At 51.9% G+C, this 25,388-nt stretch carries 34 protein-coding genes and 1 pseudogene; 29 read left to right on the top strand and 6 right to left on the bottom strand.

Translation table 11 applies throughout. The annotated features are described in order from the left end of the window. The first annotated feature begins 6 nt into the window (after window positions 1-6). The 22 genes from gpW (at window position 7) to EHN13_RS04675 (ending at window position 17,618) form a co-directional block, all read left to right on the top strand. On the top strand, window positions 7-270 hold the full coding sequence (gene gpW, locus EHN13_RS04780; RefSeq protein ID WP_000483309.1) for a gpW family head-tail joining protein: 264 nt from the start codon (window positions 7-9) through the stop codon (window positions 268-270). Beyond that, window positions 270-1,907 carry a phage portal protein gene (locus EHN13_RS04775; RefSeq protein ID WP_001045359.1) on the top strand — a complete coding sequence of 546 codons (1,638 nt, stop codon included), beginning with the start codon at window positions 270-272 and terminating at the stop codon, window positions 1,905-1,907. The genes gpW and EHN13_RS04775 overlap by 1 nt, the downstream gene beginning before the upstream one ends. After that, window positions 1,904-2,770, top strand: coding sequence for a S49 family peptidase (locus tag EHN13_RS04770; RefSeq protein ID WP_001052909.1), 867 nt, complete (start codon window positions 1,904-1,906; stop codon window positions 2,768-2,770). The genes EHN13_RS04775 and EHN13_RS04770 overlap by 4 nt, the downstream gene beginning before the upstream one ends. Before the next feature lies 1 nt (window position 2,771). After that, window positions 2,772-3,362, top strand: coding sequence for a hypothetical protein (locus EHN13_RS04765; protein ID WP_124020985.1), 591 nt, complete (start codon window positions 2,772-2,774; stop codon window positions 3,360-3,362). After that, a complete protein-coding gene (locus EHN13_RS04760; protein WP_001472189.1) occupies window positions 3,362-3,766 on the top strand; it encodes a head decoration protein in 405 nt (134 codons plus the stop codon). Before EHN13_RS04765 ends, EHN13_RS04760 begins: the two co-directional genes overlap by 1 nt. 97 nt (window positions 3,767-3,863) lie before the next feature. Further along, the gene (locus EHN13_RS04755) at window positions 3,864-4,913 is read left to right on the top strand and encodes a major capsid protein (protein ID WP_001472190.1); all 1,050 of its coding nucleotides are present in this window, start codon (window positions 3,864-3,866) and stop codon (window positions 4,911-4,913) included. 1 nt (window position 4,914) lies between these two features. Then, the gene (locus tag EHN13_RS04750; RefSeq protein ID WP_001118869.1) at window positions 4,915-5,295 is read left to right on the top strand and encodes a hypothetical protein; all 381 of its coding nucleotides are present in this window, start codon (window positions 4,915-4,917) and stop codon (window positions 5,293-5,295) included. A gap of 4 nt (window positions 5,296-5,299) precedes the next feature. Continuing rightward, window positions 5,300-5,659, top strand: coding sequence for a head-tail joining protein (locus EHN13_RS04745; RefSeq protein ID WP_000537794.1), 360 nt, complete (start codon window positions 5,300-5,302; stop codon window positions 5,657-5,659). After that, the gene (locus EHN13_RS04740) at window positions 5,656-6,201 is read left to right on the top strand and encodes an ATP-binding protein (RefSeq protein WP_124020984.1); all 546 of its coding nucleotides are present in this window, start codon (window positions 5,656-5,658) and stop codon (window positions 6,199-6,201) included. Before EHN13_RS04745 ends, EHN13_RS04740 begins: the two co-directional genes overlap by 4 nt. Before the next feature lie 3 nt (window positions 6,202-6,204). Further along, on the top strand, window positions 6,205-6,402 hold the full coding sequence (locus EHN13_RS04735) for a DUF2635 domain-containing protein (protein WP_000497745.1): 198 nt from the start codon (window positions 6,205-6,207) through the stop codon (window positions 6,400-6,402). After that, window positions 6,399-7,901 carry a phage tail sheath subtilisin-like domain-containing protein gene (locus tag EHN13_RS04730; protein WP_124020983.1) on the top strand — a complete coding sequence of 501 codons (1,503 nt, stop codon included), beginning with the start codon at window positions 6,399-6,401 and terminating at the stop codon, window positions 7,899-7,901. The genes EHN13_RS04735 and EHN13_RS04730 overlap by 4 nt, the downstream gene beginning before the upstream one ends. 3 nt (window positions 7,902-7,904) lie before the next feature. Further along, complete coding sequence (locus tag EHN13_RS04725; protein WP_000896638.1) at window positions 7,905-8,276, top strand: phage tail tube protein; 372 nt, start codon at window positions 7,905-7,907, stop codon at window positions 8,274-8,276. 1 nt (window position 8,277) lies between these two features. Beyond that, window positions 8,278-8,556, top strand: coding sequence for a phage tail assembly protein (locus tag EHN13_RS04720; RefSeq protein WP_000807719.1), 279 nt, complete (start codon window positions 8,278-8,280; stop codon window positions 8,554-8,556). A gap of 141 nt (window positions 8,557-8,697) precedes the next feature. Continuing rightward, a complete protein-coding gene (locus EHN13_RS04715) occupies window positions 8,698-10,626 on the top strand; it encodes a hypothetical protein (protein ID WP_124020982.1) in 1,929 nt (642 codons plus the stop codon). 343 nt (window positions 10,627-10,969) lie between these two features. After that, window positions 10,970-12,373: a DNA circularization protein gene (locus EHN13_RS04710; protein WP_001139208.1), complete on the top strand. Its 1,404-nt coding sequence runs from the start codon at window positions 10,970-10,972 to the stop codon at window positions 12,371-12,373. Next, on the top strand, window positions 12,370-13,455 hold the full coding sequence (locus EHN13_RS04705) for a phage baseplate assembly protein (protein WP_001548480.1): 1,086 nt from the start codon (window positions 12,370-12,372) through the stop codon (window positions 13,453-13,455). Before EHN13_RS04710 ends, EHN13_RS04705 begins: the two co-directional genes overlap by 4 nt. Further along, window positions 13,452-14,036 carry a phage baseplate assembly protein domain-containing protein gene (locus EHN13_RS04700; protein WP_023568807.1) on the top strand — a complete coding sequence of 195 codons (585 nt, stop codon included), beginning with the start codon at window positions 13,452-13,454 and terminating at the stop codon, window positions 14,034-14,036. Before EHN13_RS04705 ends, EHN13_RS04700 begins: the two co-directional genes overlap by 4 nt. Beyond that, window positions 14,033-14,470: a phage GP46 family protein gene (locus EHN13_RS04695; protein WP_001279799.1), complete on the top strand. Its 438-nt coding sequence runs from the start codon at window positions 14,033-14,035 to the stop codon at window positions 14,468-14,470. Before EHN13_RS04700 ends, EHN13_RS04695 begins: the two co-directional genes overlap by 4 nt. Before the next feature lies 1 nt (window position 14,471). After that, window positions 14,472-15,614: a baseplate J/gp47 family protein gene (locus tag EHN13_RS04690; protein WP_124020981.1), complete on the top strand. Its 1,143-nt coding sequence runs from the start codon at window positions 14,472-14,474 to the stop codon at window positions 15,612-15,614. Continuing rightward, entirely contained in the window at window positions 15,611-16,204 is a 594-nt protein-coding gene (locus EHN13_RS04685) for a YmfQ family protein (RefSeq protein ID WP_124020980.1), read from the top strand. Before EHN13_RS04690 ends, EHN13_RS04685 begins: the two co-directional genes overlap by 4 nt. Before the next feature lie 51 nt (window positions 16,205-16,255). Beyond that, window positions 16,256-17,209: a glycine-rich domain-containing protein gene (locus tag EHN13_RS24630; RefSeq protein WP_249039290.1), complete on the top strand. Its 954-nt coding sequence runs from the start codon at window positions 16,256-16,258 to the stop codon at window positions 17,207-17,209. A 4-nt stretch (window positions 17,210-17,213) separates the two neighbouring features. Then, window positions 17,214-17,618: a tail fiber assembly protein gene (locus tag EHN13_RS04675; RefSeq protein ID WP_124020979.1), complete on the top strand. Its 405-nt coding sequence runs from the start codon at window positions 17,214-17,216 to the stop codon at window positions 17,616-17,618. On the opposite strand, the gene EHN13_RS04670 is transcribed toward EHN13_RS04675, so the two are convergent. Genes EHN13_RS04670 through EHN13_RS04660 form a run of 3 tightly spaced genes read right to left on the bottom strand, consistent with a single transcriptional unit; the run spans window position 17,590 to window position 18,601 of the window. Continuing rightward, window positions 17,590-17,991, bottom strand: a complete 402-nt coding sequence (locus EHN13_RS04670; RefSeq protein WP_124020978.1) for a tail fiber assembly protein — start codon at window positions 17,989-17,991, stop codon at window positions 17,590-17,592. The two genes, EHN13_RS04675 and EHN13_RS04670, sit on opposite strands and share 29 nt — an antisense overlap. Next, complete coding sequence (locus EHN13_RS23985) at window positions 17,988-18,329, bottom strand: gp53-like domain-containing protein (protein ID WP_124020977.1); 342 nt, start codon at window positions 18,327-18,329, stop codon at window positions 17,988-17,990. Before EHN13_RS23985 ends, EHN13_RS04670 begins: the two co-directional genes overlap by 4 nt. Window positions 18,330-18,358: 29 nt before the next feature. Continuing rightward, window positions 18,359-18,601 (bottom strand): DinI-like family protein, encoded by a 243-nt coding sequence (locus EHN13_RS04660; RefSeq protein WP_072667354.1) that lies wholly within the window; start codon window positions 18,599-18,601, stop codon window positions 18,359-18,361. Window positions 18,602-18,679: 78 nt separating this feature from the next. On the opposite strand from EHN13_RS04660, the gene EHN13_RS04655 reads away from it, so the two are divergent. Both EHN13_RS04655 and EHN13_RS04650 read left to right on the top strand, forming a co-directional pair. Next, complete coding sequence (locus tag EHN13_RS04655) at window positions 18,680-19,012, top strand: hypothetical protein (protein WP_003841689.1); 333 nt, start codon at window positions 18,680-18,682, stop codon at window positions 19,010-19,012. Window positions 19,013-19,203: 191 nt separating this feature from the next. Beyond that, the gene (locus tag EHN13_RS04650) at window positions 19,204-19,614 is read left to right on the top strand and encodes a hemerythrin domain-containing protein (RefSeq protein ID WP_124020976.1); all 411 of its coding nucleotides are present in this window, start codon (window positions 19,204-19,206) and stop codon (window positions 19,612-19,614) included. Window positions 19,615-19,699: 85 nt separating this feature from the next. Here EHN13_RS04650 and EHN13_RS04645 read toward each other — a convergent pair whose 3' ends face one another. The 3 genes and pseudogenes from EHN13_RS04645 to EHN13_RS04635 all read right to left on the bottom strand — a co-directional run bounded on the left by EHN13_RS04645 (window position 19,700) and on the right by EHN13_RS04635 (window position 20,859). Next, window positions 19,700-19,939 carry a DinI family protein gene (locus EHN13_RS04645; RefSeq protein WP_000497460.1) on the bottom strand — a complete coding sequence of 80 codons (240 nt, stop codon included), beginning with the start codon at window positions 19,937-19,939 and terminating at the stop codon, window positions 19,700-19,702. Between the two features lie 261 nt (window positions 19,940-20,200). Then, window positions 20,201-20,296, bottom strand: a pseudogene (locus EHN13_RS24220) (hypothetical protein); the annotation flags it as partial. Then, the gene (locus EHN13_RS04635; protein ID WP_061068080.1) at window positions 20,293-20,859 is read right to left on the bottom strand and encodes a hydrolase; all 567 of its coding nucleotides are present in this window, start codon (window positions 20,857-20,859) and stop codon (window positions 20,293-20,295) included. The gene EHN13_RS04635 and the pseudogene EHN13_RS24220, both read right to left, overlap by 4 nt. 287 nt (window positions 20,860-21,146) lie before the next feature. Between EHN13_RS04635 and aspS the strand changes: the two genes are divergently transcribed. The 5 genes from aspS (at window position 21,147) to ruvA (ending at window position 25,384) form a co-directional block, all read left to right on the top strand. Further along, on the top strand, window positions 21,147-22,919 hold the full coding sequence (gene aspS / locus EHN13_RS04630; RefSeq protein ID WP_048211367.1) for an aspartate--tRNA ligase: 1,773 nt from the start codon (window positions 21,147-21,149) through the stop codon (window positions 22,917-22,919). Between the two features lies 1 nt (window position 22,920). Beyond that, a complete protein-coding gene (gene nudB, locus EHN13_RS04625; RefSeq protein WP_040232398.1) occupies window positions 22,921-23,364 on the top strand; it encodes a dihydroneopterin triphosphate diphosphatase in 444 nt (147 codons plus the stop codon). A 28-nt stretch (window positions 23,365-23,392) separates the two neighbouring features. Further along, the gene (locus EHN13_RS04620; RefSeq protein ID WP_003833836.1) at window positions 23,393-24,136 is read left to right on the top strand and encodes a YebC/PmpR family DNA-binding transcriptional regulator; all 744 of its coding nucleotides are present in this window, start codon (window positions 23,393-23,395) and stop codon (window positions 24,134-24,136) included. Between the two features lie 34 nt (window positions 24,137-24,170). Beyond that, complete coding sequence (gene ruvC / locus EHN13_RS04615; protein ID WP_003034867.1) at window positions 24,171-24,692, top strand: crossover junction endodeoxyribonuclease RuvC; 522 nt, start codon at window positions 24,171-24,173, stop codon at window positions 24,690-24,692. An 80-nt stretch (window positions 24,693-24,772) separates the two neighbouring features. Further along, window positions 24,773-25,384 (top strand): Holliday junction branch migration protein RuvA, encoded by a 612-nt coding sequence (ruvA, locus tag EHN13_RS04610; protein ID WP_124020975.1) that lies wholly within the window; start codon window positions 24,773-24,775, stop codon window positions 25,382-25,384. Window positions 25,385-25,388 lie beyond the last annotated feature (4 nt).

The following is a 25,388-nucleotide window of genomic DNA, read 5'->3' as shown; positions in this document are numbered from 1 at the left end:
AAAATCATGTTCAACCGGAACACCAGCCTGCTTGCCGGCGCAATGACTGACGATCAGCTCAGGGATGCGCTTGCGAAAGCTCAGCAGGCGTACATTGATTTAGCAACCGGGAGCCACGGTGTTTCGTTTTCCTATACGCAGGGAGACGGGACGCGATCAGTGTCCTATCAGCAAAGCACCCTGGCTGATCTGCTGGCCCTGATTCAACTTCTGCAGGCGCAACTGGGGATTATCTCTCGTCCCCGGAAACCAGCGAGGTTTAGATTCTGATGAATAAAGTACAGATACTGGGCTCTGATGGGCAGCCGTTGCGACAGCAGCGTCCCTCTATGCTGGTGGGGGGGAGCCGCGTACCTTATGACGCAGCTGACTCTTTCAGCGATCAACTGGCGAACTGGCAACCCGCGCTGTGGTCCCCGGACAATGAAATTAACATTTACCGGGATCGCATCGTGTCCCGCGCACGCGATCTGGTCCGTAATGACGGCTGGGCAAACGGTGCGGTCACACGTCTGCTGGATAATGCGGTTGGTGCCAACTTCCGCCCCATCATGAAACCCGATTACCGTGTTCTCAGAATGATCACCGGAAACAAGGCGTTTGATGCGTCCTGGGCGGAAGAGTACGGAAAAGCACTGGACGGGCACTGGCGGACTTGGAGTAACGATCCTGGCCGGTATTGTGATGTTGAACGAAAACTCACCGTGTCGCAGATGTTACGCCTGGGATTTCGTCACAAGCTTATTGACGGGGATGCTCTGGCCATTCTCCAGTACAGAACTGACAGGCTTGGTCCCGGAAGAGGGCGTTACGCCACCACGGTACAGATTGTCGATCCTGACCGCCTCAGTAATCCTCAGCAGAATTTCGATATGCCAAATGTCCGTGGTGGCGTTGAAATTGATGCGGACGGTGCGCCGGTTGCTTACCACATCAGGGAGGCCCATATCGGTGACTGGTGGAGCGGGGCTAAAACCATGACGTGGCAGCGTATCCCGCGTGAAACTGACTGGGGCCGCCCGCATGTGGTTCACGATTTTGATCATGAGCGTGGCGCGCAGCACCGCGGTAACGGCATCCTGACTCCGGTTATTCAGCGTCTGAAAATGCTGGTGAAGTATGACCAGAGTGAGCTTGAGGCAGCAATTCTTAATGCCATATTCGCCGCTTACATTGAGTCACCCTATGACCCTGCGATGGTTCAGTCTGCCCTGGGCGAGACCTATGACGAGTCGGAGTTAGGCACTTATCAGGACGGGCGTGTTGAGTTCCATAACGATCGGCGTCTGACACTTCAGAATGGTGCCCGAATGCCCATTCTTTATCCTGGTGAGAAAATCACGACGGTTAACGCGGCGCGGCCTTACAGCAATTTTGAAGTCTTCGAATCTGCTGTTCTCCGTAATTTTTCTTCAGGAACAGGGTTGTCCCCACAGCAGGTCACCCAGGACTGGTCTGACGTTAACTACAGTTCTGCACGCTCCTCGTTGCTGGAGGCATGGAAAACACTGACTCGCCGCCGGGACGATTTTTCTACCGGCTTCGCTCAGCCCATTCTCACCGCCTTTGTTGAAGAAGTTCACGACAATGAGGATTTACCCCTGCCCGCAGGCGCACCTGATTTTGTTGACGCCAGAGCCGCGTATTCTCGCGCGCGCTGGATGGGGCCAGGGCGCGGCTGGGTGGATCCGGTTGCAGAGAAAAAAGGCGCCATTCTTGGTCTGGATGCCGGACTTTCCACCCTCGAGATTGAGGTGGGTGAAAACGTCGGTGAAGACTGGGAAGAAGTGCTTGATCAGCGCCAGAGAGAAATTGAGTCATGTCTTAAACGCGGATTACCGCTTCCGAGCTGGGCACAGGCTGACCAGTTTGCGAGCCAGACCATTACCGATCCGGAGGAAAAGTGAATCTACCCCATCTGGCCCAGCGATTATTTAACACCCCGCTGGCGCTGCACCCGAGTAAAGCCGAAGTCATCATGGCATCCGTAATGGACCGATTTGGTATCAGTAAAATCGAATCTTCTCTTGCCATGGAGGATGACTGGTACGGATATGACGATAACCGGGGACGTGAATCCCGTAGTGATCCGGGTTATGACAATGTGCTGGGTGTCGCCGTCATCCCGATATGCGGAACGCTGGTGCAAAAACTGGGCAGTCTGCGTCCGTACAGTGGAATGACAGGGTATGACGGCATTCGTCAGGCGTTTCTTACTGCGATGGAAGATCCCGACATTTCGGGCATTTGCCTGGATATCGACTCACCCGGCGGCGAGGTCGCTGGATGCTTCGATCTGGTTGATGTCATTTACGGCTCCCGGGGGAAAAAGCCTATCCATGCCATTCTGACGGAAAGCGCTTATTCCGCTGCGTATGCCATTGCCAGTGCAGCGGACCGGATTTCTGTTCCGCGCACCGGCGGAGTGGGTTCTGTGGGTGTGATCACCATGCACCTTGACTGGACGCAGCGGATTAAAGATGACGGTCTTAAAGTTACGATCATCACCTATGGATCCCGCAAGGCTGAAGGTTCGCCGCTGAGAGAGTTGTCAGATGAAGCGCTGGCCGCCATCCAGCAGGACATTAACACCATGGGCGAATTGTTTGTGAACACTGTTGCCAGAAACCGGGGGATTAGCGCAAAGGTTATAAAAAGTACCCAGGCCGCCTGTTTTATGGCTGCTGATGGCGTTGAAATTGGACTGGCTGATGAGGTGTGTCCTCCTGACGCTGCGTTCAAAAACTTACTTGAAAAAACAGGAGCCTGAAATGGCAAAGAAAAAGACGTTTAGTTTTGCTCACCTCATTGGTCTTGGCCCTTCCGCTTCTGAGGAAGAAGAGGATAAAAAAGCCAAAAAAGCGAAAGCCCGTCGCGCGGAAGAGGACGAGCGCGAAGATGATGCCGATGATGATGAGCGCGACGACGACGCGGAAGAAGACGAACGCGACGATGATACTGAAGATGACGGCGATGATCCGGATGCGTCAGAAGATGATGATTCTGAAGACGACGGCGACGACGATCGCAAAGAGAGTAAGGCGGTAAAAAATGCACGCGCTGCTGAGCGTAAACGCTGCGCCCGTATTTTCGGCAGTAAGCATGCAGCTGCGAATCCTTCACTGGCCGCGTCACTGGCTTTCAATACCGGGATGAGTTCTGCGGCAGCAATTAATGTCCTAGCCTCTTCTGCTCCGGCCACAGCCGCATCTCAGCCATCCCGTAAACGCTCTCTCGATCAGCGTATGCAGGAAAGCCACCAGGTCCGGCTTAATCCGGATAGCGGACAGAAAGAGACCGGAAAGTCTGCGCTGGTAAGTAAAATGACCGGCCTCTACAACTCCACAAGAGGAGAGAAATAATGGATCAGTTTGGTCAGAATGCGTTTGCGCCTGGCATGAAGAGCGCGCTGTTTGTTCCGGATCAGCTTGTCGCTGGCACGCTCCAGCTGGTGACTGACACCGGGATCATTACGGGCGGTGCCTTTAAGCGTGGTACTGTCCTGGGCCTGGTGGCTGCCAGCGGGAAATACACGCAATGTGTGAAAACGGCTGAAGATGGCAGTCAGTTACCCGTTGCTATTCTGGTTGATGATGTTGATGCATCGTCTTCCGATCAGAACGGCGGCCTGTATCTGATGGGGGAATTCAACCAGCACCGAATTATTTTTGATAACTCCTGGACGACCGCTGACCTGAAAAAAGCGCTCCGACCGCTGGCTATCTTCCTGAAAGACAGTGACCAGGCACCTGTAACCACCTCCTGATTTTCCCCACGGCTCTCCTGACGAATGCTTTAACCGGCAGGGGCTGGCTCGTTTAAATTTTTTGCCAGCTGCGGCTGGCACTATCAAGAGACTGAATATGGAAAATATTTTTGATACCAGCGTGCTGGTGCAGGTTGTTCCTAACCTGAAAACCAGTCAGAACTGGCTGCTCGATCGCTTCTTCCCGAATGTCGTGACTTACGAGACTGAAGAAGTGGCGATTGATGTTGATGTCGGCCTGCGTCGTATGGCGCCGTTCGTCTCCCCGCTGGTGGAAGGTAAGCTGGTCGAATCCCGTAAATACCAGACCAATACCTTCAAACCGGCATACATCAAAGATAAGCGCGCGCCGGACCTGCGCAAACCTATCCGCCGCCAGATTGGTGAGCGTATTGGCGGGGAATATACCGCTGCCGAGCGCGAAATGCTGAACCTTCAGTTTGAAATGACTGACCAGATTGACATGATCAACCGTCGTCTGGAATGGATGGCGGCGAGTGCGCTGGTGTCTGGGACCGTAACCGTCGCCGGGGAGGGCTATGAAACTAAGGTGGTGGATTTCGGGCGTGCTTCGGATCTGACCATCACTCTTAGCGGCTCGGATAAATGGCCACTGACCGTTGCAGCTGGCGCTACCAATACCCAGCCATCAGATGACATTGAAATCTGGCAGACTACTTTCCTGAAAGAGTCCGGCTCTGTCGCCACGGATCTGGTCTTTACGAATAAGTCATGGCGTGCATTCCGACTGGATACCACCATCAAGGATAACGCCATTACATTCCCGGCGCTGAGCCCGTTTGGTAACCAGATTAACGCCGGCCCACAGGTAATGAAGGGCGCAATTTATAAAGGGCGCTGGGGTAACTTTGACCTCTGGTTATATAACGACTGGTTTATTGACCCGCTGGACAACGTCGAGAAGCCTATGATCCCCGATGGCGCTGTCATTATGAGTGGTGCCGATCTGATGGGTACCCGCGCCTTTGGCGTTATCCTGGACCCGGCTTTCAACTACGGTCCGCTGGCTTATGCGCCAAAATCCTGGGTGAAAGAAGATCCAGCCCAGCGTCTTATCCTGATGCAATCCTCCCCGCTGGTTATTCCGAGCCGGGTAAATGCATCCCTCTGCGCAACGGTGGTCTGATATGGCAAAACAACCTAATACCGGGCTGGCTGATGATCTGAATGCAGAAGGATCTGCCAAAGACGGCCTGAGCGTTGACGACCTGAATGCTGGCGATAACACCCAGGAAAAACAGCCTTTGAGCAAAACAGATGATGCCGAATTGTCTGTTGATGACGATGGTGGTGACGAAAAATCCGGAGACACTGAATCGCAGGAGTATGTGGTGTTGAAAGGGAATTGCATTCGTCATGACGGGGAGATGTACCGCGAAAATATGCGCATCCCTGTAACCGGCAAAGATGCTGAGCGTCTTCTGCAGTCCGGCGTTATTGCTGATGTTGATGTGCTTCGTAAGCGAGTTCTTGCTTCTCAGCCATCAGTTTCAGTTACGACAGGGTAATGACATGGGCGTGGACTGGGATTCTCATCTTCTGAGTCCGCTGCATGATGTCTTTGGCGATGAGCACGAGTACCGTCCACGTAACGGTACTCCTTTTACAATTAACGGGATTTTTGACCGTGGTTATGCGCAGGTTGCTGAAAACCTTGATGGCGATTCAGAAATTAACACCTCCAGCCCGATGTTGGGTGTGCGCGATGCTGAATTTCGCAAGCTGGGTAAATCGCAACCTGCTGTATCTGACCGGGTATTTATAAAGACGGTCGGTGGTCACATCATCAATCAGTTATTTGTTGTGTCAAACGTCGAACCCGACAGTCATGGCGGATCTCGTCTTGTCCTCAATGTGGTAAAACCGCGATGAATTCAGCAGCGATACGGCAAATGGTTGTCACTGCACTAACCGGGACAACCAGCGCGGGCGACCGCGTATTCTCTCCACGCGACTGGTCAACTTCACCAGATATGTATCCTGTGTTGTTGGTTCAGACGCCTTTTGAACAGAAAAAATCACAGGGGCGTAATACCCCTGCTTTTACCACCCTCACCACTGTCAGGATCACTGGGCGCGTTCAGGAGTATGACGGCGATACAGTGGATGATGGAGCCATGCGGGCAGAGCTGGCGCTTGAAAGCCTTCGCGAGCAGGTGGAGCGCGCGGTGATCAACAGCTACGAACTGACGCGGAATATTCAGAAATACGCGGAAGTTCGTTCAGCCATCAATGTTGATTCAGAAGGAGAGGCCCATATGGGGCAGCTTCTTTTCGAGATCGACATAGAGCATTACCAGGGGCCGGAAGATTTTTATCCTGTCCAGTCGGTTCCCCTTGAGGGCATGGATATTGCGGTCGACATGCCAGACGGCACAGTTAAACCGGGTATCAGCCTCAATCTTCAGGAGTAATCCATGTTTGTTAAGCCGAACAACGGGCTCAGCGTTCGCTGCCCCGTCAAGGGCATCCCATTGCCTAAAGAGGGTGCTGAAGTACCTGACAATATTTTCTGGCGTCGCCGTCTGAGCGATGGGGACGTGATCCTCTCTAAAAAGGATGAGGGCGCGCCAGAGAAACAATCATTACCTAAAAAAGCGGGAGAAAATGAATGACCGTACCTTTCGCTCGTGTTCCCGATAACCTGCGGGTAGGGCTTTTCTTCGTTGAGTTTGATAACTCAATGGCGAATAACGCCACTGCCACGCAGCGCACCCTGCTTATCGGTGGGATGCTCAGTACCGGCTCAACCCCCCCTGGTATTCCGCAGCGAGTTTCCTCTTCGGATACCGTCGGTGAGCTGACAGGAAAAGGGGGAATTCTGCAGGCCATGATGGCGGCGTATCAGAAAAATGATACCGCAGCCGAAGTCTGGATCCTGCCGCTGGAGGAAGACTCCGATTCCATGGTGGCTGCAACCGGCACCATTAAAGTGAGCAGCGCACCGACGGCAACCGGAGTGATCTCCCTTTATATTGCTGGTGAGCGCATTCAGTTGACCGTTGTAGCAACAGATACGGTGGCAGCGATCGCCACCTCTCTGGCCGCGGCGATTAACGCAAAAACCACGCTACCTGTAACCGCCAGTGCGACTACGGATACCGTAACCCTGACCGCGAAGAATCTTGGTGCTACGGGTAATGGGATCGACATTCGCCTGAACTTCCTCGGCTTACCTGGAGGCGAGTCCACACCTGCAGGCCTGGAACTGACGATTACTGCTATGTCTAACGGAGTCGGGGCTCCGGATATTACCGGCGCGCTGGCAAACCTGCAGGATCGAACATTCGATTTCATCATCAACCCTTACGACGATACAACCTCGTTGAATGTGATGAAGGAGTTCCTGTCAGACACTGGCGGTCGCTGGGCATGGGACAAGCAGCTTTATGGCCATTCCTTTGGTACCACCACCGGGACTTACGCCCAGCTCGGTACCAAAGGTGAGCTGCGCAATAACCAGCATGAGACCCTGCTGGGCGTAAATAAATCGCCGTCCCCTTCCTGGGCATGGTCTGCAGCTTACACCGGCGCAGCTGCGGTGAGTCTGCGTAATGACCCCGGCCGCCCGCTACAGTCGCTCGCTGTTCAGGGGGTGCTTGCGCCAGAACTGCAGGATCGCTTTGAGCTGACCGAGCGTAACAATCTGCTGTACAGCGGCATTTCGACATTTACGGTCGATGACGATGGCACGGTGCGCATTGAAAACCTGATCACCACCTACCAGAAAAACAGCTATGGCGATGCAGATGACAGTTATCTGGAAGTGGAGACGCTGTTCAGCCTGATGTTTGTGACCCGCTACCTGCGCACAGCGGTGACCAGCAAGTTTGGCCGTATGAAGCTTGCTGCGGATGGAACCCGATTTGCACCTGGCGCGGTGATCGTCACGCCAAACATTATCAAGGCCGATCAGATTGCCGAGTACCAGACTCTGGTATGGAACGGTTATGCGCAGGATGCGGAGGCATTCGCAAAAAATATCATCGTCGAGCAGAACGCCAAAAATCCGAACCGCGTCGATGTGCTGTGGCCGGGAACCCTCATGAACCAGTTGCGCATTTTCGCGCTGCTCAATCAGTTCCGCACTCGGGCTGAATCAACAGGAGCTTAAACGATGGCAGGTGATACTACTAACCGCCTGGCGGGAACCGCCTATGTCACTGTTAACGGTGTGACGGTAATGGTGGAGGGCTCGTTTAAATACCAGGCTGCCACCGTAAACCGTACCACCCTGACAGGGATGGATGGTGTGCACGGATATAAGGAAAAACCTGTGGCGCCATACATTTCTGCCCGACTGCGTGACAGTGGCGGAACGAATGTGCAGGGCTTTAACCAGCAGACGAACGTCAACGTGATCGCCGAGCTGGCTAACGGGAAAACTATCATTGGCCGTTCACTCTGGACGGTCAACGTCCAGGAAGTGGAAAGCGAAGATGCAGTATTTGATGTTCGCTGGGAAGGCCGCGACGTAACGGAGAACTAAGATGGCTGAGATTGAACGCGTTAAAACCATTCCATTAACCGTAGCGCTGGATGATGCTGCGGAGAAGACCACTTATACGCAGCTGGAGCTGAAAGCACCCACGCTAAGCCAGGCTGAGCAGTTTTATGAGAAACAGGCTGCGTCAACGTCGCTCGCGGCGATGCGCCTGCTTATTGCGCTGGTTTCCGGTACGCGTGAAAGCGTACTGCAGCCGATGGATTTTCTCGACTTCCGTAAGTGTGAGGAGTATCTGCTCAGTTTTTTGACCTGGAAGCCCTGACAGCCTGGCAAGAAGCAGCCGCTGACGTCACGTTTTACTTTCGATGGACAGAAGATAGGGCGTGGGGAATGACCCGCGCCCGATTGAAATGGTGGATAGCCCAGGCATCCCGGATCAACAAACTCAGGAAACCTGAAGACGATGAGTAATGTCTTTGATTTTGAGCTGGTGGCAAATGATCAGGTCAGTGATGTTATTGACCGTATCAATGAAGCTATCCGTGGGCTTGAACCTAAACTCGATAGAACGAAAGAAGGGCTTCAGTTAGGTGGGCAGGAAACAGTTGATGGGCTGAATGGCTTTATTTCACGTTTTGAAAATCTGTCTAAAACGGCCAGGGACAACGTGCAGCTTATCGGGGATATGGTTCCTCCCTTGAAAATGGTTGGGGAGCTATCTGGTAAGTTGGGTTCACTCGGTATTGCTGGTGCTGCAGGGTACGGGCTTAAACAGGTGGCCTACGGTTTTCGCGAAGCGTCCAGGGAAGCGTATAACCTGGACGTTTCATCAAAGAATGCCGGTATGCGTGTAGACGATTTTTCCCGTCTTGCTGGAGCGATGCGCATCCTTGGCGCTGATAGTGAAAGTGCCAATGCTTCTATCGATGGTATGGCGAAAACGCTGAAAGAAGCCGCCAGTGGCGCGAATGGGCAGGTACTTGGTGCGCTCGCACAGATCGGTGTTCAGATACAGAAAAATAATGATGGTTCTGTTGATACGCTAAAAACATTACAGGAGATTGCTCGTGTCTTCCCTTCGTTGCGGCCTGAGCAACAAAAGTCCGTAGCGGATGCTCTTGGGCTGACGCCAGAAATGTTGGCGTTAATGCGTGAAGGTGAGCGCATGAAAACGCTGCTGGCTAAATCTGATGAGTTTGGTCTGACTGTGGATCCGGCACTAAATCAGCAATTGAGTGAAGTGAACGGCACTATGAATGAGCTCAGCGCATCCTGGGATGGTCTGTGGCAACGTTCAAAAAACAAGGCACTTAAGACCATTCTTTCGGATGGTTCAGTCAAAGACGGCCTTGAAGGTGTTACCGATCTGTTCACTAATGGTGATTTTACTGGGCTGTCTCATGCTCTCGGTTTTATCAACAGCAATGATGCTGAGAAACTACGGCGCATTCAGAACGATAAGGAACTTTATAACAGCTTACCCCGCAGTGAACGTGGGCAGGTTGACGCGGGTTTCATGACTGATGCTGTAAGAAAGCGGTACGATGCGAATTACCGCGCGACCGATTCTGCGATTCAATTGCAGAATGACTTATCCGCTATCAGCCAGCCACAATCCAACGTTGCACGCGGCAATGTTCCTTACGGGGAAACAAGGAATAACGCAATTGGCTTCAGAAATAATAATCCCGGTAATTTGAGGGCTGCAGCAAACGCAACGGGTAAAAATGGCGGATTTTCTACCTTTGCGAATGATGCCGACGGAAGAGCTGCAATGGCGAGACAGCTGATGTTGTATGGTGACAGGGGGAATAATACTCTGGATGGGATTATTCATACCTATGCTCCGCAATCAGAGAATAAAACTCGTGCATATATTGACTCCGTCTCAAAAGCCACTGGATATGGAGCCAAAGAGCAAGTAAATCTGCACGATCCGGAAACATTAAAAACGATAATGGCAGCCATGATTAAACATGAGAATGGCGCACAACCTTATACTGAGGAACAACTGCTAAACGCCATCCAGACCGCCATTACTGATGATCGGTGGTCAGGGAAGAGAAATCCGGATGTGCTGGCTCAACAGCGATATGATATTATCTCAGGTTCGCAAACTGGAAATCGTGACTCCAGCACTCTTAGTAACCCGAGTGATGAAACTGATATTCTCTCAGGCTCGCAGAACAGAAATCGGGAATCCATCATTCTGAGTGATACGGGTAAGAAAAGTGATGAAAGTGTACTCGGCGACAATCTGGCTAAGTCTCTTAAAGAGGCAATGTCAGAACAACCACTTAAGCTCGAAATCACAATGGTTAATGATAAGGGTGAGCGAAAAACCTATAATGCGGAAAATAATGGCAGAATAACAACGGCCATGAATTACTGATCACTGTCGTCATTTCGTTAAGGAAGAAGTTATGAATGAAAAAGTTTTTGGAGCAAAAGCCATTTAGACTCCAAAGGTTTTTGCGCTTGTTTACCTGGTAATTGGCATTTTCCTCGTTTTTTCTGTTGTCTCAATGAATTTCACGGCGATTACGATATCGGTGGTAAGTGCATTGCTTTTACGTGTGCTTTATGAGTTCCTAATGAACTCATTCAAGGCGACTGAGCATCTTTACAGGATCGCCGAATCTCTTGACCGTAATGGATCCAGCGATAAATAGATAAGTCATTTCAGTGCATATGTAAACCGCCGACATGGCGGTTTTTTTATTTCCGGAGGCGTGATGCCGTCAATTATCCAGGACGCAATAACTTCTCTTTTGGGGGGAGATACCAGCGATGACTGGCAGGGGCAGTTACGGCCCAGCTCATTCAGAGGTGTGCCATTTGCAATTGTTGCTGAGGAAGGGAGCCACGGCCGACGCCAGGCGGTACATGAATATCCCTACCGTGATACAGCCTGGATAGAGGATATCGGGCGGGCAACACGGCGATTTGTTATTCGCGGTTTCTTGATCCAGAACAGCCAGGTTTACGGCGGCGGCGATGCTATCACGCAGCGCCAGTCACTGATTGAAGCCTGTGAACAAAAAGGTAGCGGTACGCTTGTCCATCCGACACTGGGCGAATTAACGGTTTCCATCCCTGAGAATGGTTTGCGTATTTCCGGTTCGATGGAGAACGGGCGAGTATTTGAATTTACCCTGATGGCAATTGAATCAGGGCTTAAAGTGTTTGCTGTCACGGGCAGTACCGTTGCAGGCGCCACGGTGAAAACCAACTATCTGAAACTGGTCAGCACTGCTGTGCTGAGCACGATTGCCAGAGTTAAGAGTGAAATCCGCGGTGTCACACAGGCTATAAACACCATCAGAGGCACGGTCACGTTCTGGACTAACATGGTTGACAGCACCATCAGTCAGGTCACGAATCTCAGCAATGTCCTGAACTCCACGTTCGGGAATACCCGGTACGGACGTTACAGTAAAGGCTCTGTGGGCGGTAGTTCCTCTGCTGTTGCTGGCAAATCGTCAGTTGCTGATGTGGATGATGAGAGAGCACTGGCTGACAAGGTAACAGCCCAGTCGGTAATGGACCGGAAAAATGTTACCGACAGGTCGAGCCAGCTTAGCAGCTCCAACACACCTGATGAGTTTGTCCAGGGCGTCGCCGACGTGGTAAACGCAATTCTTAACAGCGCCGGCAGCGTTAATGACCGAATCACAGCGCTGGAAAAACTGGCTAATTCAATCAGCACGGAGTACCAGCAGTCCGACAGCAGCAAAGCGATTTCGGCGACCATGAACACGCTGATTGTTGTGCTATGTACTGGTGCCATGACCAGTGCCGCTGCGGACTCCAGACCAGCCAGTACAGACGAGGCAGAAGAGTTAACTCAACGAGTTTCTGTGCAACTTGATACGGCGCTGGTTCTGGCTGGAGACCGCGCGGACGATGATATGTATAACGCGCTTCTCGCCGTCAGATCGGCATTCCTTTCTACGATGAGTGAGCGTGCTTCTGGTCTGAGCGAGCTTCTGCAGGTTACTACCGCTCAGCCGCTTCCGGCGCTGACGCTGGCAAACCGATTATACCAGGATGCCACCCGTGCAGATGAACTGGTACAGGAAGCGCGCGTACCGCATCCGGCGTTTATGCCGACAACCATGAAAGTACTGAGGCAATGAATGCAGACAGCGATCTGGATGTTGTTTCTTTGACGGTCGACGGCAAAATCATCGAGGGGTGGGATTCTGTCCGGGTAACGCGGGGTATTGAGCGTTTTCCCTCTGATTTCGATCTTGGGCTAATGGATTACTTCCCTGGCAACGAAGATCGTCAACTCGTTGAAGAGGGAATGTCTTGTGAAGTTCGTATCGGAGATGATCTGACACTGACGGGATATGTTGATGACTGGGAACCCGCACTATCGCGCTCCCGCCATGAGGTCCGCGCCACGGGCAGGAGCAAATGTCAGGACCTGGTGGATTGCTCAGCCGAGTGGCCTAACAACGTCATCAATGCCAGTAATGCGCTTGAAATTGCTTCTCGCCTGGCATCCTACTACGGCATCACCGTAACCACGGATGTTGATGAACTTGTGAAGGTACCCCAGTTCACTCTGAACTGGGGTGAGTCTCCGCAAGAAGTCATCGATCGGGTGGCCAGATGGTCTGCTCTGCTTTACTACGATCAGCCCGATGGAAACCTGTTACTGACCCGGGTGGGAACACGTCGTGCGGCAAGTGGGATAGCCGAAGGGGTAAATGTCGAGCAGGCATACTACCGCAAATCGATGGCTGACAGGTTTTCAGATTATGTCGGTGTATCAATGAGCGTTTCTCCAATTGCAGGGTATTCGCCTGATACGGCCTATGACGCTGTGACTCTGGCAACGGCGAGAGATCCGGAGGCCGCCCGCATGCGGTACCGAAAACATATATCGATTGTGGAAAGTACCCTGATGGCTACTCAACAGGCACAAAGTGCGATCGACTGGGAAATGAACCGGCGGTACGGACGTTCAAAACAGCTCTCGGTAACCATCGATTCCTGGCGGGATAAAGACGGGAAACTGTGGGAACCAAACACATTGATCCCCGTTGATCTTCCCACCTTACGGTTGCCGAAGACTGAATTGCTACTGGCAGAAGTCACCTATATGCGCGATGACTACGGCACCCATGCACGCATGACGCTGATGCCGCCTGAAGCATTCTCCGTTCAGCCATATGCCTTCTACCAGAACCTGGCGGGATTCAATACATGAAGCAACTATTTAAACATGCAGCGACCAGGATCGCCGGCATGCTGGGGATTGGCCGGATCACGGCTATGAAAGATGGTGGGGTGGTGCAGTCTATCCAGTACCAGACTCCGCTGGAGGTGGCCAGCGCTCCGCGGATGGCAGAATTTGGCTTTTCATCCGGCCTGCCGTCAGGGACTGACGTGGTTCTGGCTTTTATTGGCGGTGATCGTTCCAGCGCGGTGGTAATTGCGTCCAACCATCAGGGGTTCCGTCATACAGGCCTGAAAGCGGGCGAAACGGTCATGTATAACCAGTGGGGCCTTAATATTCTCCTGACGGAGAAGGGGATCTTCCTGGATGCAAAGGGCCAGAATGTTGAGGTCAATAACGCCACTAACGTGACCATCAATGCCAGCCAGGGGATCCTTGCAAATACCCCGATCCTGAGGTGCACGGGTGACATTGTTGATAACTGTGAAACCAATACCCGAACACTGAAAGAGCTGCGGGATGCACATAATGACCATGATCATGTGGTTAAAAATGCCCAGAGTGGCAATGACAATATCCGCAGCCAAAAAACAGAGGATCAGGTGACATGAGTGACATCGCTTCATTCTGGAATGTGGATGAGATGTTTGCTGACTGGCAGAAAGGGCTGGGTGAACTCACCACGGGGAACGATTTACAGACTGCAATACTGGACAGCCTGTTTACCGACAGGCTGGCGCGCGCTGACGATGATTATGAGGATAGCGATCGCCGCGGCTGGTGGGGGGATTCCGGGGAGGAATCCCAACTGGGATCCCGGCTGTGGCTGCTACGGCGGAAAAAACTGACCCCGGATGTAGCAAAAAAAGCGGAGGAATACTCGAGTGAAGCGCTCAACTGGTTAAAGGTTGATGGCGTTGTCAGCGAGGTTATTCCTGTTGCCAGGATCGTCCTGCCTGACCGGCTCAATCTCATTATCCGCTATCAGGCACCGGGGAAGGACTGGCAGGAATTCAGGTTTTACTGGATATGGGAGCAACGTTAATATGCCGTTTAAACGACCGACGCTGAGCGAACTCCGCGACGGAAACCGGAAATTTATGCAGGCGGAGCTTGAGGATGTTGGTGCGCTCCTGCGCTTCGCGAAACTGAAGGTACTGGCTGACATGGATGCGGGGATGGGGCATCTGCATTACGCCTACCTTGACTATATTGCCCTGCAGACAAACCCGTTTACCTCTACCGATGAGTATCTCGCCGGGTGGATGGCCCTTAAGAAGGTATTCAGAAAACCAGCTGCAGCGGCGAAGTCGCCTGCGGTACAGGCTAGTGGCAGTGTTGACAGTATTATCCCTGTTGGCTCGATCATTAACCGCGGGGACGGATACCAGTACCGGACGGATGCAGATCTTAAAATTCAGGCAGATGGATTTGGTATCGTCGCGGTGACGGCCATACTGCCGGATATTACCAGTGATGTAACGGGTGGAGGCGCGCGCGGTAACGCTGATGCCGGGACCATAATGACCCTGGACGCGAATATTGCTGGCGTGGATCCACAGGTAACGTTACTGTCCGCTGCGACCGGCGGAGCCGATATTGAAACGGAAGAGGACTTTCGCAGTCGTGGCTTGCTGGCATGGCAGAATCCGCCTCAGGGTGGAAGCGACGCCGATTATAAAAAATGGGCGCTTGAGGTTTCGGGCGTCACCCGCGCGTGGGTAAAGCGGCGTCTGAACGGGGCCGGGACCGTTGGCGTGTATATCATGTGTGATCGGAATGACAATGGTGGGTTTCCGGTCGGTACCGATGGAATATCCCAACTTGAGGACTGGGGGGCTGTTAAAGCCACCGGAGACCAGCTCGCTGTCGCCGACCACATCTATCCGCAGCAGACAGACACTGCCATTGTTTTCGTATGTTCCCCGATCAAGAAAGTCATCAATATTGAAATCTCTGGTATCAAAAATGCCGACAGCACCACAGTTCAGGGTATAAAAGACGCGCTGACGGCGCTGTTTTTTGATGAGGCTAACCCTGATGGTTCCGGGAAAGTTTACCTCTCTGATATTAACGGGAGTATCGGCGGTGTTAGTGGCACGACGGGCTATATCCTTAACTCTCCGATGGCCAATATCACCTTTGCTGTTGGCGAAATTCCGGTGCTTGGTGGGGTGAATTTTGTATGAGCCTCTTTTCAAAAAATGATTATGCCGGTGCGCTTGGCGCGTTGCTGCCGACGGGCAGGGCGTGGCCCAGATCGCAAAAAACGGTACAGGCTGCGGAATTACGGGCACTGGGCAGCGCGTTTCAGCGTTCTGACAACGATGCGCAAAGCCTGATTACTGGTGCTTTTCCCCCTACAGCGACGGTAATGTTGTCAGAATGGGAAAGCTCTCTGGGGTTACCAGATGATTGTGCGATTGGTGAATCCGGTGGCGTCAGCGATCGCCAGCGCGCCGTGGTGGCAAAGTTAATCAGCACCGGCGGCCTGAACCGCGATTATTACATCCGGGTGGCTGCAGCTCTTGGTTATACCATCACTATCACACAGTTCCGGCCCGCTATGAGTGGCATGTCAGTATGCGGTGATGCGCTTAACGGTGACGAGTGGCCATTTACCTGGCGGATAAATGCGCCACAAACAACGATCAAGTATTCGCTTGCTGGCGCGTCCTACTGCGGAGATCCGCTCGCATCGTGGGGCAATAAACAACTGGAGTGTTCAATCAACAAAATTGCCCCATCCCATCTGAACATCATTTTCAATTATTCATAACTGATATTTCCCCCTCTGATTTTATCGCTTAACGCTAAGTGAGGATTAACTATGCTCCGAATCGGGCAAGTCGAAGCCACTGCAACGCAGGATGGCAAATATACTGATGGAAGTGTTGCTGGTGGTATTGCCGCAACGAGGCTGCGGGCAGCAGCGTTTAACGCCATGCAGGAAGAGTTAGCGCATATCGTAGAGTCAGCAGGATTGGCGCTCGACATTAACAATATGACTCAGGTTTTAAAAGCCATTCAAAAACTCACACTGAGCCGTGCAAACCCATTTGCCGATATCAAATCAGATGGTGCAGCGGCGATTTCTACGGCTCTCACAAACCTTGGTTTAAGCAAATCCCGATTTGCTGTCGTGACCTCATCCCAGACAATAACCATTCCTGACTGGGTAACAGAGATTTATGTAACAGCGAGCGCGGGCGGTAGTGGCGGTGGCGGTAGCGGCGGTTCTGTGAATATGACTGGTACTGGTGCCGGAGGCCAGGGGGGCAGCGCAGGTGAGTCTGTCGTCAAAAGAAAATTTACAGTTGTGCCCGGCTCCACGATTAACGTCACTATCGGTGCCGGTGGTGATGGTGGTGTGGCTGGCGGTCCATCAACAGATGGTGGTGATGGTAGCTCAGGCGGAAACACAGTTATCGGATCATTGCTGACGTTAAAAGGCGGTGATGGTGGTCGTGGCGGTGAGTCATTTAGGGGATCGATATTGCCAGGTGGTGGCTCAGGAGCCAATGGTTATCCTGCTGGACAGGATGGTCAGGATGGAGTCAATGGAATTCTTGGAAATGGCTGTGGTGGCAATGGAGCCAACTCGTTTTTTGGTGGTGGTGCAGGTGGCTCGCGATCAGGCTCATTCGGTGTTAACGGGAAAGATGCCTATGGGTATGGCTCTGGTGGCAGCGGTGCCGGAGGTGGATATGGTGGAAGTGGCGGCGGTTCTAATGGTGGCGTCGGCGGTAAAGGGGCCTCTGGTATTGTAATAATTGAGTGGTGATGCGATGAGTACAACATACGCAGTAATTAAAAATAACACCGTCGTAAACGTAGTCTTATGGGATGGTGAATCAGAATGGTCGCCTGATAATGGTGTCGCAATACCTGCTGCTGATGGTGTAGGTATTGGCTGGTCATATGCTGAGGGGGTGTTTACGGCTCCAGATATACCACAGCCGGTAAAATCTCACGATGAATTAGTTGCAGAGGCTGAAGCGGGTAAACGCGCCCGTATTGATGTGGCAACCAGCCGAATTGTCGTCTGGCAAACCAAGCTGCTGATGGGGCGTAAGCTAACGGATGATGAATCCGCCAGCCTTAACGCCTGGATGGACTATATCGATGCGGTGACAGCAATAGATACCAGCACCGCACCGAACATCAACTGGCCTGTTCCTCCGGTGGTGTAGGCCAGTCAGGATTTGACGTATCAACCCGCATCAACATCACACGGTACTTCTTCCATTCAGTTAAAGCGGCGGTTTCTTCTTCCGTCGCTATCCCTGCATCAACAGCATCCTGTCGCCATGAAATTTCGGTATCAGCAACTGATTTCAGTGTTTGTCGTTTCTTCTCAGCGAGTTCTTGCTGCTCATCTTGAGTTAATTCAGGGTACGGCACCAGAACAGGAAAACCATTATTTTCGGGCTGAATCCGACCATTAATTTGGCTGTCTAAAATTCGCTGGCCTTCGTCGTCGCTGATGTGCACAACACTCCCCGGAATTTTTTCATCGGGAGTGTTGTCGCCATAAAATCCGTTATTCAACGCGCAATACTTCATACAACCCCCTTACCGATTGCGATATAAGAAAAAGTGGTAGCGATACCCGAAGATTTAGAGTCAGCAGAAAAAATTCTGGCCCCCGCTGCCGTGCTATTTGATAAATCCCACCCGACAGCATTCACCCCTTCAGGACCTGAAGAAATATCCGACGGCATAACCAGATATGGTGTGTCAACAAAAGCACGTTGAAACTGAACATTGCCTGTACCGTTGCTGCCCGTTGAACCGCGCCCCCACACAATTTGAAAATCCCCTAACTGGAAAGAACCAGACTCAGAAATGCTTTCTCGCAGACCAACGTTTACGAAAATGAATATCCGCCACAGCGTAATCAAGACGTAACTGTGGCGGGCATTGAAAATCTTTACTCACTCACTAACCAGAATTCAGCCTCTTCAAACATTTCCTGAACAGTACGGCTTATCAGTTCCTTCTCATGCTTGCTGGCGTCAGTGTTGATCGCCGGCAGTGTCATCATCGGTTTAACCCGAACATCAGCATCGGGGAAGATCCGGTGAACTCTCTTAGTTAACTCGCCCAGAATGATATCTTTTGCACCAGGCAGACCATCAAAATTCCTTTTGTCATAAACGAGTTCCACGAACATTGCTTATTGCTCCTTTACTGGATGGATATACAGTATTTATACTGTGTTTTTATCCGGTATTCAAGAGAGGGCGTAAACATGGGCTTTCCTTCACCAGCTACCGACTATATAGAGCAGCGGGTTACGCCAGCCAGTGTCTGCATGACTCCCGACAGTCGCATCCTCGAGACGTCGGCGGGTTATGCGATCATCGTCCCGGTCACGCGCCCACAGCAGGGTGATGCGCTGTTGATTCTGTCCGGAGGTCGGACGCAGTTTGCGAAGCTTAGGGGGAAAGCGTTAATCACGGATGACGGCGAAGCGATCGAAGGTGATGCAGCTGAAGAGGCTGAGGTTATGAGGCGGGTGACGCACTTTATCAACAGCACTGATGCTGCGATATCTCTTGAGGCGGCATTGGCGCAGTTTTGAGACATATGTACGATAGAAAAATTCCGAAGATTGGCAATAGATCTCTTTATATTTGCATTCAAATTTTGTTTATTATGTATTTACATAACGTAAATCTATAAAATTTAATAAAAACAACTCAGATTGCTTATTTTTAAAGATGCATTTAATATATATGTTATAAGTTGCAAAGCTCATTAAGGGATTCCCCAGTGAATATTGATAAAATGAAGATCCAGCATGCCGAGATTATCCATAAAATTAGCCGCCTCAGGGAGCTTAGCCGGGAGGGTGTGACGGCTCATGCGCAAGAAATCGCTCAAACCGTTATCAGTATGAGTTCTGTGATTAAAGTACACCTTTCTGCCGAAGATCAGTTTTTATATCCTTATCTGGAAAAGGTGAACGATCAAAAGCTAAAAACAATGAGCGTAAATTTTCAGCGCGAGATGGCTGATATTGTTGCCGAGTATGAAAAGTTTTCCCGTCGCTGGAATACGGCAAATAAGCTTATCAATTGTGACGAGGCATTTCGCCGCGACGCGAATGTAGTGTTGCGCAAGGTGCATGAACGAATGCAGCGCGAGGATCATAATTTTTATCCGCTGGTAGAGCAGCTTTAAAAAAGGGCGGCAATGGTTCATCCAATACGGGAATTTGGTTTCCCGTATCCAGAAAGGTATGAAAAGGACTTGGTAAAAGCTGGCACTACTCCGAAACTAACCACATATCGGATTCTTCAAACATTTCCTCCAGCATGCGGTTCAGCTTCTCCCGATCGCTTTTGCTGGCATCGCTGTTTAAGCCGTTCGCCTGCATCGGCTTAACCTTCACTTCTGCATCCGGAAAGATCCGGTGCACTCGCTTTGTTAACTCATTCAGAATTATTTCTCTGGCACCTGTTAATCCTTCAACATTCCGTTTGTCGTACACCAACTCAACGAACATACCGCCTCCAAAGCAACAATGATTTTGCACGCAATTTATACTGTTTATTTATACAGCGTCAACGGTTGGGCACGTAGCTTTTTAAGGAAGGTTTTTGGGGCATGTATGGGGCATAAATGCCAGTTTTGGGGCATGGTTGGGACATTTTAACTCATATGAACTTAACCGAATCTCATATGGAGGCGTCTTATAATGCACTGATTAACCTAAAGAAAACACATGCTCTTGGGCGTTCTTTAGTGATTTTAAAAATTACCGCGTCACGCAGTTAAAGTGGCGGGCATATTCTTCCAGACTGGTGATCCCCAGACGCACCCACTTTGGGTGCGACCACTGGGGTAAGCCGATATAGATCATAACGCTTGCAGGATCTCGTCCACGCGGCGTACGCGGGCAATACGTGGGAAAATATGCGTCATGCTGCCCTTATGCTGGTCGGTGCTGGCGGCACTGCAGGCGTCTTCAGCAACGATCAGGCTAAAACCCAACTCCCAGGCGTTACGCGCGGTGGATTCGACGCCGATATTGGTGGAGATACCGCACAGGACGATGGTGTCGATACCACGACGGCGCAATTGCAGTTCCAGGTCAGTACCGTAGAATGCTCCCCACTGGCGCTTGGTGACCTCCAGGTCTGTCGCACACTTTCCCAGCGCTTGTGGGTATTCCCACCAGTTGTCGGGTAATGCTTTGGCTGGCGCTTGGGCATCAACCGGTTGTTTTAGTGCGTCGGCATAATCCGCAGACCAGCCGACGCGAACCATCACCACTGGTGAACCGTTAGTACGGAATTTTTCCGCCAGTTGTGCCGCGCGGGCGACGACGTCGTTTGCCGAATGAGGCCCACCCGCGAAAGGCAGGATCCCTTCCTGTAGATCGATGACGACAAGAGCGGTTGTTTTTGCGTTCAGTTCCAGCATGGTGACTCCAGTAAAAAAAGATTTCCGTTACACCTTAATCGCGAATCTGTGTGAAAGGGGTGACAATTTTTGTTATTTTTTGTGAGATTACGCAATACCCGCTTAGGAAACACGCGTACAGTCAGTACCGGACTGAGAGTCTATCCCAGTAGGCTCTTATCGTGCGGCAGAATTTCCAGTATAATAGCCGCCTTTTTTCATTCAGTTGTGACATTCAGCTAAAGCTGCGACTTCGTCATCTGCCGGGCAGATGACAATCCGCCTGCGGCAAAGTTAAGGGATATCTCATGCGTACAGAATATTGCGGACAGCTACGTCTGTCCCACGAGGGGCAGCAGGTGACTCTGTGTGGTTGGGTCAACCGTCGTCGTGATCTTGGTAGCCTGATCTTTATCGATATGCGCGACCGCGAAGGTATCGTGCAGGTATTTTTCGATCCGGACCGTGCGGACGCGTTAAAGCTGGCCTCCGAACTGCGTAATGAGTTCTGCATTCAGGTAACGGGCACCGTGCGTGCGCGTGACGCGAAAAACGTCAACGCTGATATGGCGACTGGCGAAATTGAAGTGCTGGCCTCCGATCTGGTCATTATCAACCGTTCAGATTCACTGCCGCTCGACTCTAACCACGTAAATACTGAAGAAGCTCGTCTGAAGTACCGCTATCTCGATCTGCGTCGCCCTGAAATGGCGCAGCGCCTGAAAACGCGTGCCAAAATTACCAGCCTGGTGCGTCGTTTCATGGACGACCATGGCTTCCTCGACATCGAAACGCCGATGCTGACGAAAGCGACGCCAGAAGGTGCGCGTGACTACCTGGTACCGTCTCGCGTACATAAAGGTAAATTCTACGCGCTGCCACAGTCTCCTCAGTTGTTCAAACAGCTGCTGATGATGTCTGGCTTCGACCGCTACTACCAGATTGTAAAATGCTTCCGTGACGAAGACTTACGTGCTGACCGCCAGCCTGAATTTACTCAGATCGATGTTGAGACCTCCTTCATGACCGCACCGCAAGTGCGTGAAGTGATGGAAGCGCTGGTGCGTAATCTGTGGCTGGAAGTAAAAGGTGTGGATCTGGGTGATTTCCCGATCATGACCTTTGCCGAAGCTGAGCGTCGTTACGGTTCCGATAAGCCGGATCTGCGTAACCCGATGGAGCTGGTGGACGTTGCTGATTTGCTGAAATCTGTTGAATTCGCCGTGTTCTCTGGTCCGGCTAACGATGCGAAAGGGCGTGTAGCGGCTCTGCGCGTACCTGGCGGCGCTGCACTTAGCCGTAAGCAGATCGACGATTACGGTAACTTCATTAAGATCTACGGCGCGAAAGGTTTGGCATACATTAAAGTCACCGAGCGTGCGAAAGGTCTGGAAGGGGTAACCAGCCCGGTGGCCAAGTTCCTGAATGCTGAAATCATTGAAGCCATTCTGGAACGTACTGGCGCGCAAGACGGTGATATGATCTTCTTCGGCGCCGACAACAAGAAAGTGGTTGCCGACGCGATGGGGGCTCTGCGCCTGAAACTGGGTAAAGACCTGAACCTGACCGACGAATCCAAATGGGCGCCGTTGTGGGTTATCGACTTCCCAATGTTTGAAGACGATGGTGAAGGCGGTCTGACCGCGATGCACCACCCGTTCACCTCGCCGAAAGACATGACGGCAGCTGAGCTGAAAGCTGCGCCGGAAGATGCGGTTGCCAATGCGTACGATATGGTTATCAACGGCTACGAAGTAGGCGGCGGTTCTGTACGTATCCATAACGGTGATATGCAGCAGACCGTATTCGGTATTCTGGGTATCAACGAACAAGAGCAGCGCGAGAAATTCGGATTCCTGTTGGATGCGTTAAAATACGGTACACCGCCGCACGCGGGCCTGGCGTTTGGTCTGGATCGTCTGACCATGCTGCTGACCGGTACTGATAACATCCGTGACGTTATTGCTTTCCCGAAAACGACGGCTGCCGCGTGTCTGATGACCGAAGCGCCGAGCCTGGCCAATGAAGCTGCGCTGGCGGAACTGAGCATTCAGGTTGTTAAGAAGGCCGAGAATAACTGATATGGCATATAAACAGCCTGTCTCGGTGTTAGTCGTGATTTATGCAAAGGACACCGGGAGAGTGCTGATGTTACAGCGACGCGACGATCCTGATTTTTGGCAGTCGGTCACCGGCAGCCTTGAAGAAGGTGAAACCGCGTCGCAAGCCGCCCTGCGCGAAGTAAAGGAAGAGGTCGCCATTGATGTTGCGCGTGAGCAACTGACCTTAATTGACTGCCAGCGCACGGTGGAGTTTGAGATTTTTAGTCATTTACGTCATCGCTATGCGCCAGGAATTGTACGTAATACGGAGTCCTGGTTTTGCCTGGCACTGCCCACTGAACGAGAGATCGTGTTCACCGAACATTTGACCTACCGTTGGGTTAATGCGCATGAGGCGGCACAGTTAACCAAGTCGTGGAGTAACCGGCAGGCGATTGAAGAGTTTGTAATTAACGTCGCCTGAGAAGGCGCGCTTTTTGGAGAGATTATTTATGGCAGGTCATAGTAAATGGGCCAACACCAGACATCGTAAAGCAGCGCAGGATGCTAAGCGCGGTAAGATCTTCACCAAAATCATTCGTGAGCTGGTGACGGCGGCTAAATTGGGTGGTGGCGATCCGGATGCTAACCCGCGTCTGCGCGCAGCGGTTGATAAAGCGCTGGCAAACAACATGACACGTGACACTCTGAACCGTGCAATCGCGCGCGGTGTGGGTGGTGATGAAGATTCCAATATGGAAACCATCATCTATGAAGGTTACGGTCCTGGCGGTACAGCCGTTATGATTGAATGTCTGTCTGACAACCGTAACCGTACCGTTGCGGAAGTGCGCCACGCATTTACTAAAACAGGCGGCAACCTCGGTACCGACGGTTCTGTCGCATACCTGTTCAGCAAGAAAGGCGTGATCTCCTTTGAACAAGGCGACGAAGACGCCATCATGGAAGCGGCACTGGAAGCCGGTGCTGAAGACGTTGTAACCTTCGACGACGGCGCGATTGACGTTTACACCGCGTGGGAAGAGATGGGTAAAGTGCGTGACGCGCTGGAAGCGGCGGGTCTGAAAGCAGACGCGGCTGAAGTTTCTATGATCCCATCCACCAAAGCGGATATGGATGCAGAAACAGCGCCGAAACTGATGCGTCTGATCGATATGCTGGAAGATTGCGATGACGTGCAGGAAGTTTACCACAACGGCGAAATCTCCGATGAGGTTGCAGCTACGTTAGAATGATGTGGTTAAGCCATAAAATAACAGGAGATGCGTGATGTCTATCATTCTCGGCATTGATCCGGGGTCGCGCATTACCGGTTATGGCGTAATCCGTCAGGTCGGCAGACAGTTGACCTACCTCGGCAGTGGTTGTATTCGCACCAAAGTTGACGATCTCCCGTCACGCCTGAAATTGATATACGCGGGGGTGACGGAAATCATCACCCAGTTCCAGCCGGATTATTTTGCCATCGAGCAGGTCTTTATGGCGAAAAACGCCGATTCGGCGCTTAAGCTGGGGCAGGCGCGCGGCGTGGCGATTGTTGCTGCGACCAATCAGGATCTTCCGGTGTTTGAGTATGCTGCCCGACAGGTTAAACAAACCGTCGTCGGTATCGGCAGCGCGGAAAAAAGCCAGGTACAGCACATGGTGCGTACGCTGCTCAAACTCCCGGCTAACCCTCAGGCGGATGCTGCGGATGCGCTGGCGATTGCCATTACCCACTGCCATGTCAGCCAGAACGCCATGCAAATGAGTGAGTCGAGGTTGAATTTAGCGCGCGGTAGGTTACGTTAGTGACAAATGAGGCTGGATATCTATCCAGCCTTTTTTTATGATAGCGCATTACCTTTTAGCCCTTAACGCAGGAGCGTCATGTGATAGGCAGACTCAGAGGCATCATTCTTGAAAAACAACCCCCGCTGGTCCTTCTGGAAACGGGCGGGGTAGGCTATGAAGTGCATATGCCGATGACCTGTTTCTACGAGCTGCCGGAAGCCGGGCAGGAAGCGATCATCTTCACGCATTTTGTGGTGCGCGAAGACGCACAGCTGCTGTATGGCTTTAACAATAAGCAAGAGCGCACGCTGTTTAAAGAGCTAATTAAAACCAACGGTGTGGGGCCGAAGCTGGCGCTGGCGATCCTCTCCGGTATGTCTGCGCAGCAGTTTGTCAATGCCGTTGAGCGCGAAGAGCTTGGCGCGTTGGTGAAATTACCGGGCATCGGTAAGAAAACGGCAGAGCGATTGATCGTCGAAATGAAAGACCGTTTTAAAGGACTGCATGGCGATCTCTTTACCCCGGCGGCAGATCTGATCCTGACCTCGCCGGCAAGTCCGGCAACGGACGATGCCGAGCAGGAAGCGGTTGCTGCGCTGGTGGCGTTGGGCTATAAACCACAGGAAGCCAGCCGCATGGTGAGCAAAATTGCCCGCCCTGATGCCAGCAGTGAAACCCTGATTCGTGAAGCGCTTCGCGCGGCGCTGTGAGGTA

Origin of the sequence: Citrobacter youngae (assembly GCF_003818115.1) — a bacterium.
GTDB classification, from domain to species: Bacteria; Pseudomonadota; Gammaproteobacteria; order Enterobacterales; family Enterobacteriaceae; genus Citrobacter; species Citrobacter youngae.
This window is presented reverse-complemented; position numbering and strand designations above follow the sequence as displayed.

What these genes read in the sequence shown, in the direction of transcription:
- EHN13_RS04710 (WP_001139208.1), top strand. Translation starts at nt 10,970, where the DNA reads ATGCCGTCAATTATCCAGGACGCAATAACTTCTCTTTTGGGGGGAGAT.
- EHN13_RS04645 (WP_000497460.1), bottom strand. Translation starts at nt 19,939, where the DNA reads ATGTTCGTTGAGTTGGTGTACGACAAACGGAATGTTGAAGGATTAACA.
- gpW (WP_000483309.1), top strand. Translation starts at nt 7, where the DNA reads ATGTTCAACCGGAACACCAGCCTGCTTGCCGGCGCAATGACTGACGAT.
- EHN13_RS04735 (WP_000497745.1), top strand. Translation starts at nt 6,205, where the DNA reads ATGTTTGTTAAGCCGAACAACGGGCTCAGCGTTCGCTGCCCCGTCAAG.
- EHN13_RS04755 (WP_001472190.1), top strand. Translation starts at nt 3,864, where the DNA reads ATGGAAAATATTTTTGATACCAGCGTGCTGGTGCAGGTTGTTCCTAAC.
- EHN13_RS24630 (WP_249039290.1), top strand. Translation starts at nt 16,256, where the DNA reads ATGCTCCGAATCGGGCAAGTCGAAGCCACTGCAACGCAGGATGGCAAA.
- EHN13_RS04690 (WP_124020981.1), top strand. Translation starts at nt 14,472, where the DNA reads ATGCCGTTTAAACGACCGACGCTGAGCGAACTCCGCGACGGAAACCGG.
- EHN13_RS04775 (WP_001045359.1), top strand. Translation starts at nt 270, where the DNA reads ATGAATAAAGTACAGATACTGGGCTCTGATGGGCAGCCGTTGCGACAG.
- ruvC (WP_003034867.1), top strand. Translation starts at nt 24,171, where the DNA reads ATGTCTATCATTCTCGGCATTGATCCGGGGTCGCGCATTACCGGTTAT.
- EHN13_RS04715 (WP_124020982.1), top strand. Translation starts at nt 8,698, where the DNA reads ATGAGTAATGTCTTTGATTTTGAGCTGGTGGCAAATGATCAGGTCAGT.
- EHN13_RS04720 (WP_000807719.1), top strand. Translation starts at nt 8,278, where the DNA reads ATGGCTGAGATTGAACGCGTTAAAACCATTCCATTAACCGTAGCGCTG.
- EHN13_RS04765 (WP_124020985.1), top strand. Translation starts at nt 2,772, where the DNA reads ATGGCAAAGAAAAAGACGTTTAGTTTTGCTCACCTCATTGGTCTTGGC.
- EHN13_RS04700 (WP_023568807.1), top strand. Translation starts at nt 13,452, where the DNA reads ATGAAGCAACTATTTAAACATGCAGCGACCAGGATCGCCGGCATGCTG.
- EHN13_RS04740 (WP_124020984.1), top strand. Translation starts at nt 5,656, where the DNA reads ATGAATTCAGCAGCGATACGGCAAATGGTTGTCACTGCACTAACCGGG.
- EHN13_RS04725 (WP_000896638.1), top strand. Translation starts at nt 7,905, where the DNA reads ATGGCAGGTGATACTACTAACCGCCTGGCGGGAACCGCCTATGTCACT.
- EHN13_RS04730 (WP_124020983.1), top strand. Translation starts at nt 6,399, where the DNA reads ATGACCGTACCTTTCGCTCGTGTTCCCGATAACCTGCGGGTAGGGCTT.
- EHN13_RS04620 (WP_003833836.1), top strand. Translation starts at nt 23,393, where the DNA reads ATGGCAGGTCATAGTAAATGGGCCAACACCAGACATCGTAAAGCAGCG.
- EHN13_RS04705 (WP_001548480.1), top strand. Translation starts at nt 12,370, where the DNA reads ATGAATGCAGACAGCGATCTGGATGTTGTTTCTTTGACGGTCGACGGC.
- EHN13_RS04655 (WP_003841689.1), top strand. Translation starts at nt 18,680, where the DNA reads ATGGGCTTTCCTTCACCAGCTACCGACTATATAGAGCAGCGGGTTACG.
- EHN13_RS04635 (WP_061068080.1), bottom strand. Translation starts at nt 20,859, where the DNA reads ATGCTGGAACTGAACGCAAAAACAACCGCTCTTGTCGTCATCGATCTA.
- EHN13_RS04670 (WP_124020978.1), bottom strand. Translation starts at nt 17,991, where the DNA reads ATGAAGTATTGCGCGTTGAATAACGGATTTTATGGCGACAACACTCCC.
- EHN13_RS04685 (WP_124020980.1), top strand. Translation starts at nt 15,611, where the DNA reads ATGAGCCTCTTTTCAAAAAATGATTATGCCGGTGCGCTTGGCGCGTTG.
- EHN13_RS04695 (WP_001279799.1), top strand. Translation starts at nt 14,033, where the DNA reads ATGAGTGACATCGCTTCATTCTGGAATGTGGATGAGATGTTTGCTGAC.
- EHN13_RS04660 (WP_072667354.1), bottom strand. Translation starts at nt 18,601, where the DNA reads ATGTTCGTGGAACTCGTTTATGACAAAAGGAATTTTGATGGTCTGCCT.
- aspS (WP_048211367.1), top strand. Translation starts at nt 21,147, where the DNA reads ATGCGTACAGAATATTGCGGACAGCTACGTCTGTCCCACGAGGGGCAG.
- nudB (WP_040232398.1), top strand. Translation starts at nt 22,921, where the DNA reads ATGGCATATAAACAGCCTGTCTCGGTGTTAGTCGTGATTTATGCAAAG.
- EHN13_RS04675 (WP_124020979.1), top strand. Translation starts at nt 17,214, where the DNA reads ATGAGTACAACATACGCAGTAATTAAAAATAACACCGTCGTAAACGTA.
- EHN13_RS04760 (WP_001472189.1), top strand. Translation starts at nt 3,362, where the DNA reads ATGGATCAGTTTGGTCAGAATGCGTTTGCGCCTGGCATGAAGAGCGCG.
- EHN13_RS04750 (WP_001118869.1), top strand. Translation starts at nt 4,915, where the DNA reads ATGGCAAAACAACCTAATACCGGGCTGGCTGATGATCTGAATGCAGAA.
- EHN13_RS04745 (WP_000537794.1), top strand. Translation starts at nt 5,300, where the DNA reads ATGGGCGTGGACTGGGATTCTCATCTTCTGAGTCCGCTGCATGATGTC.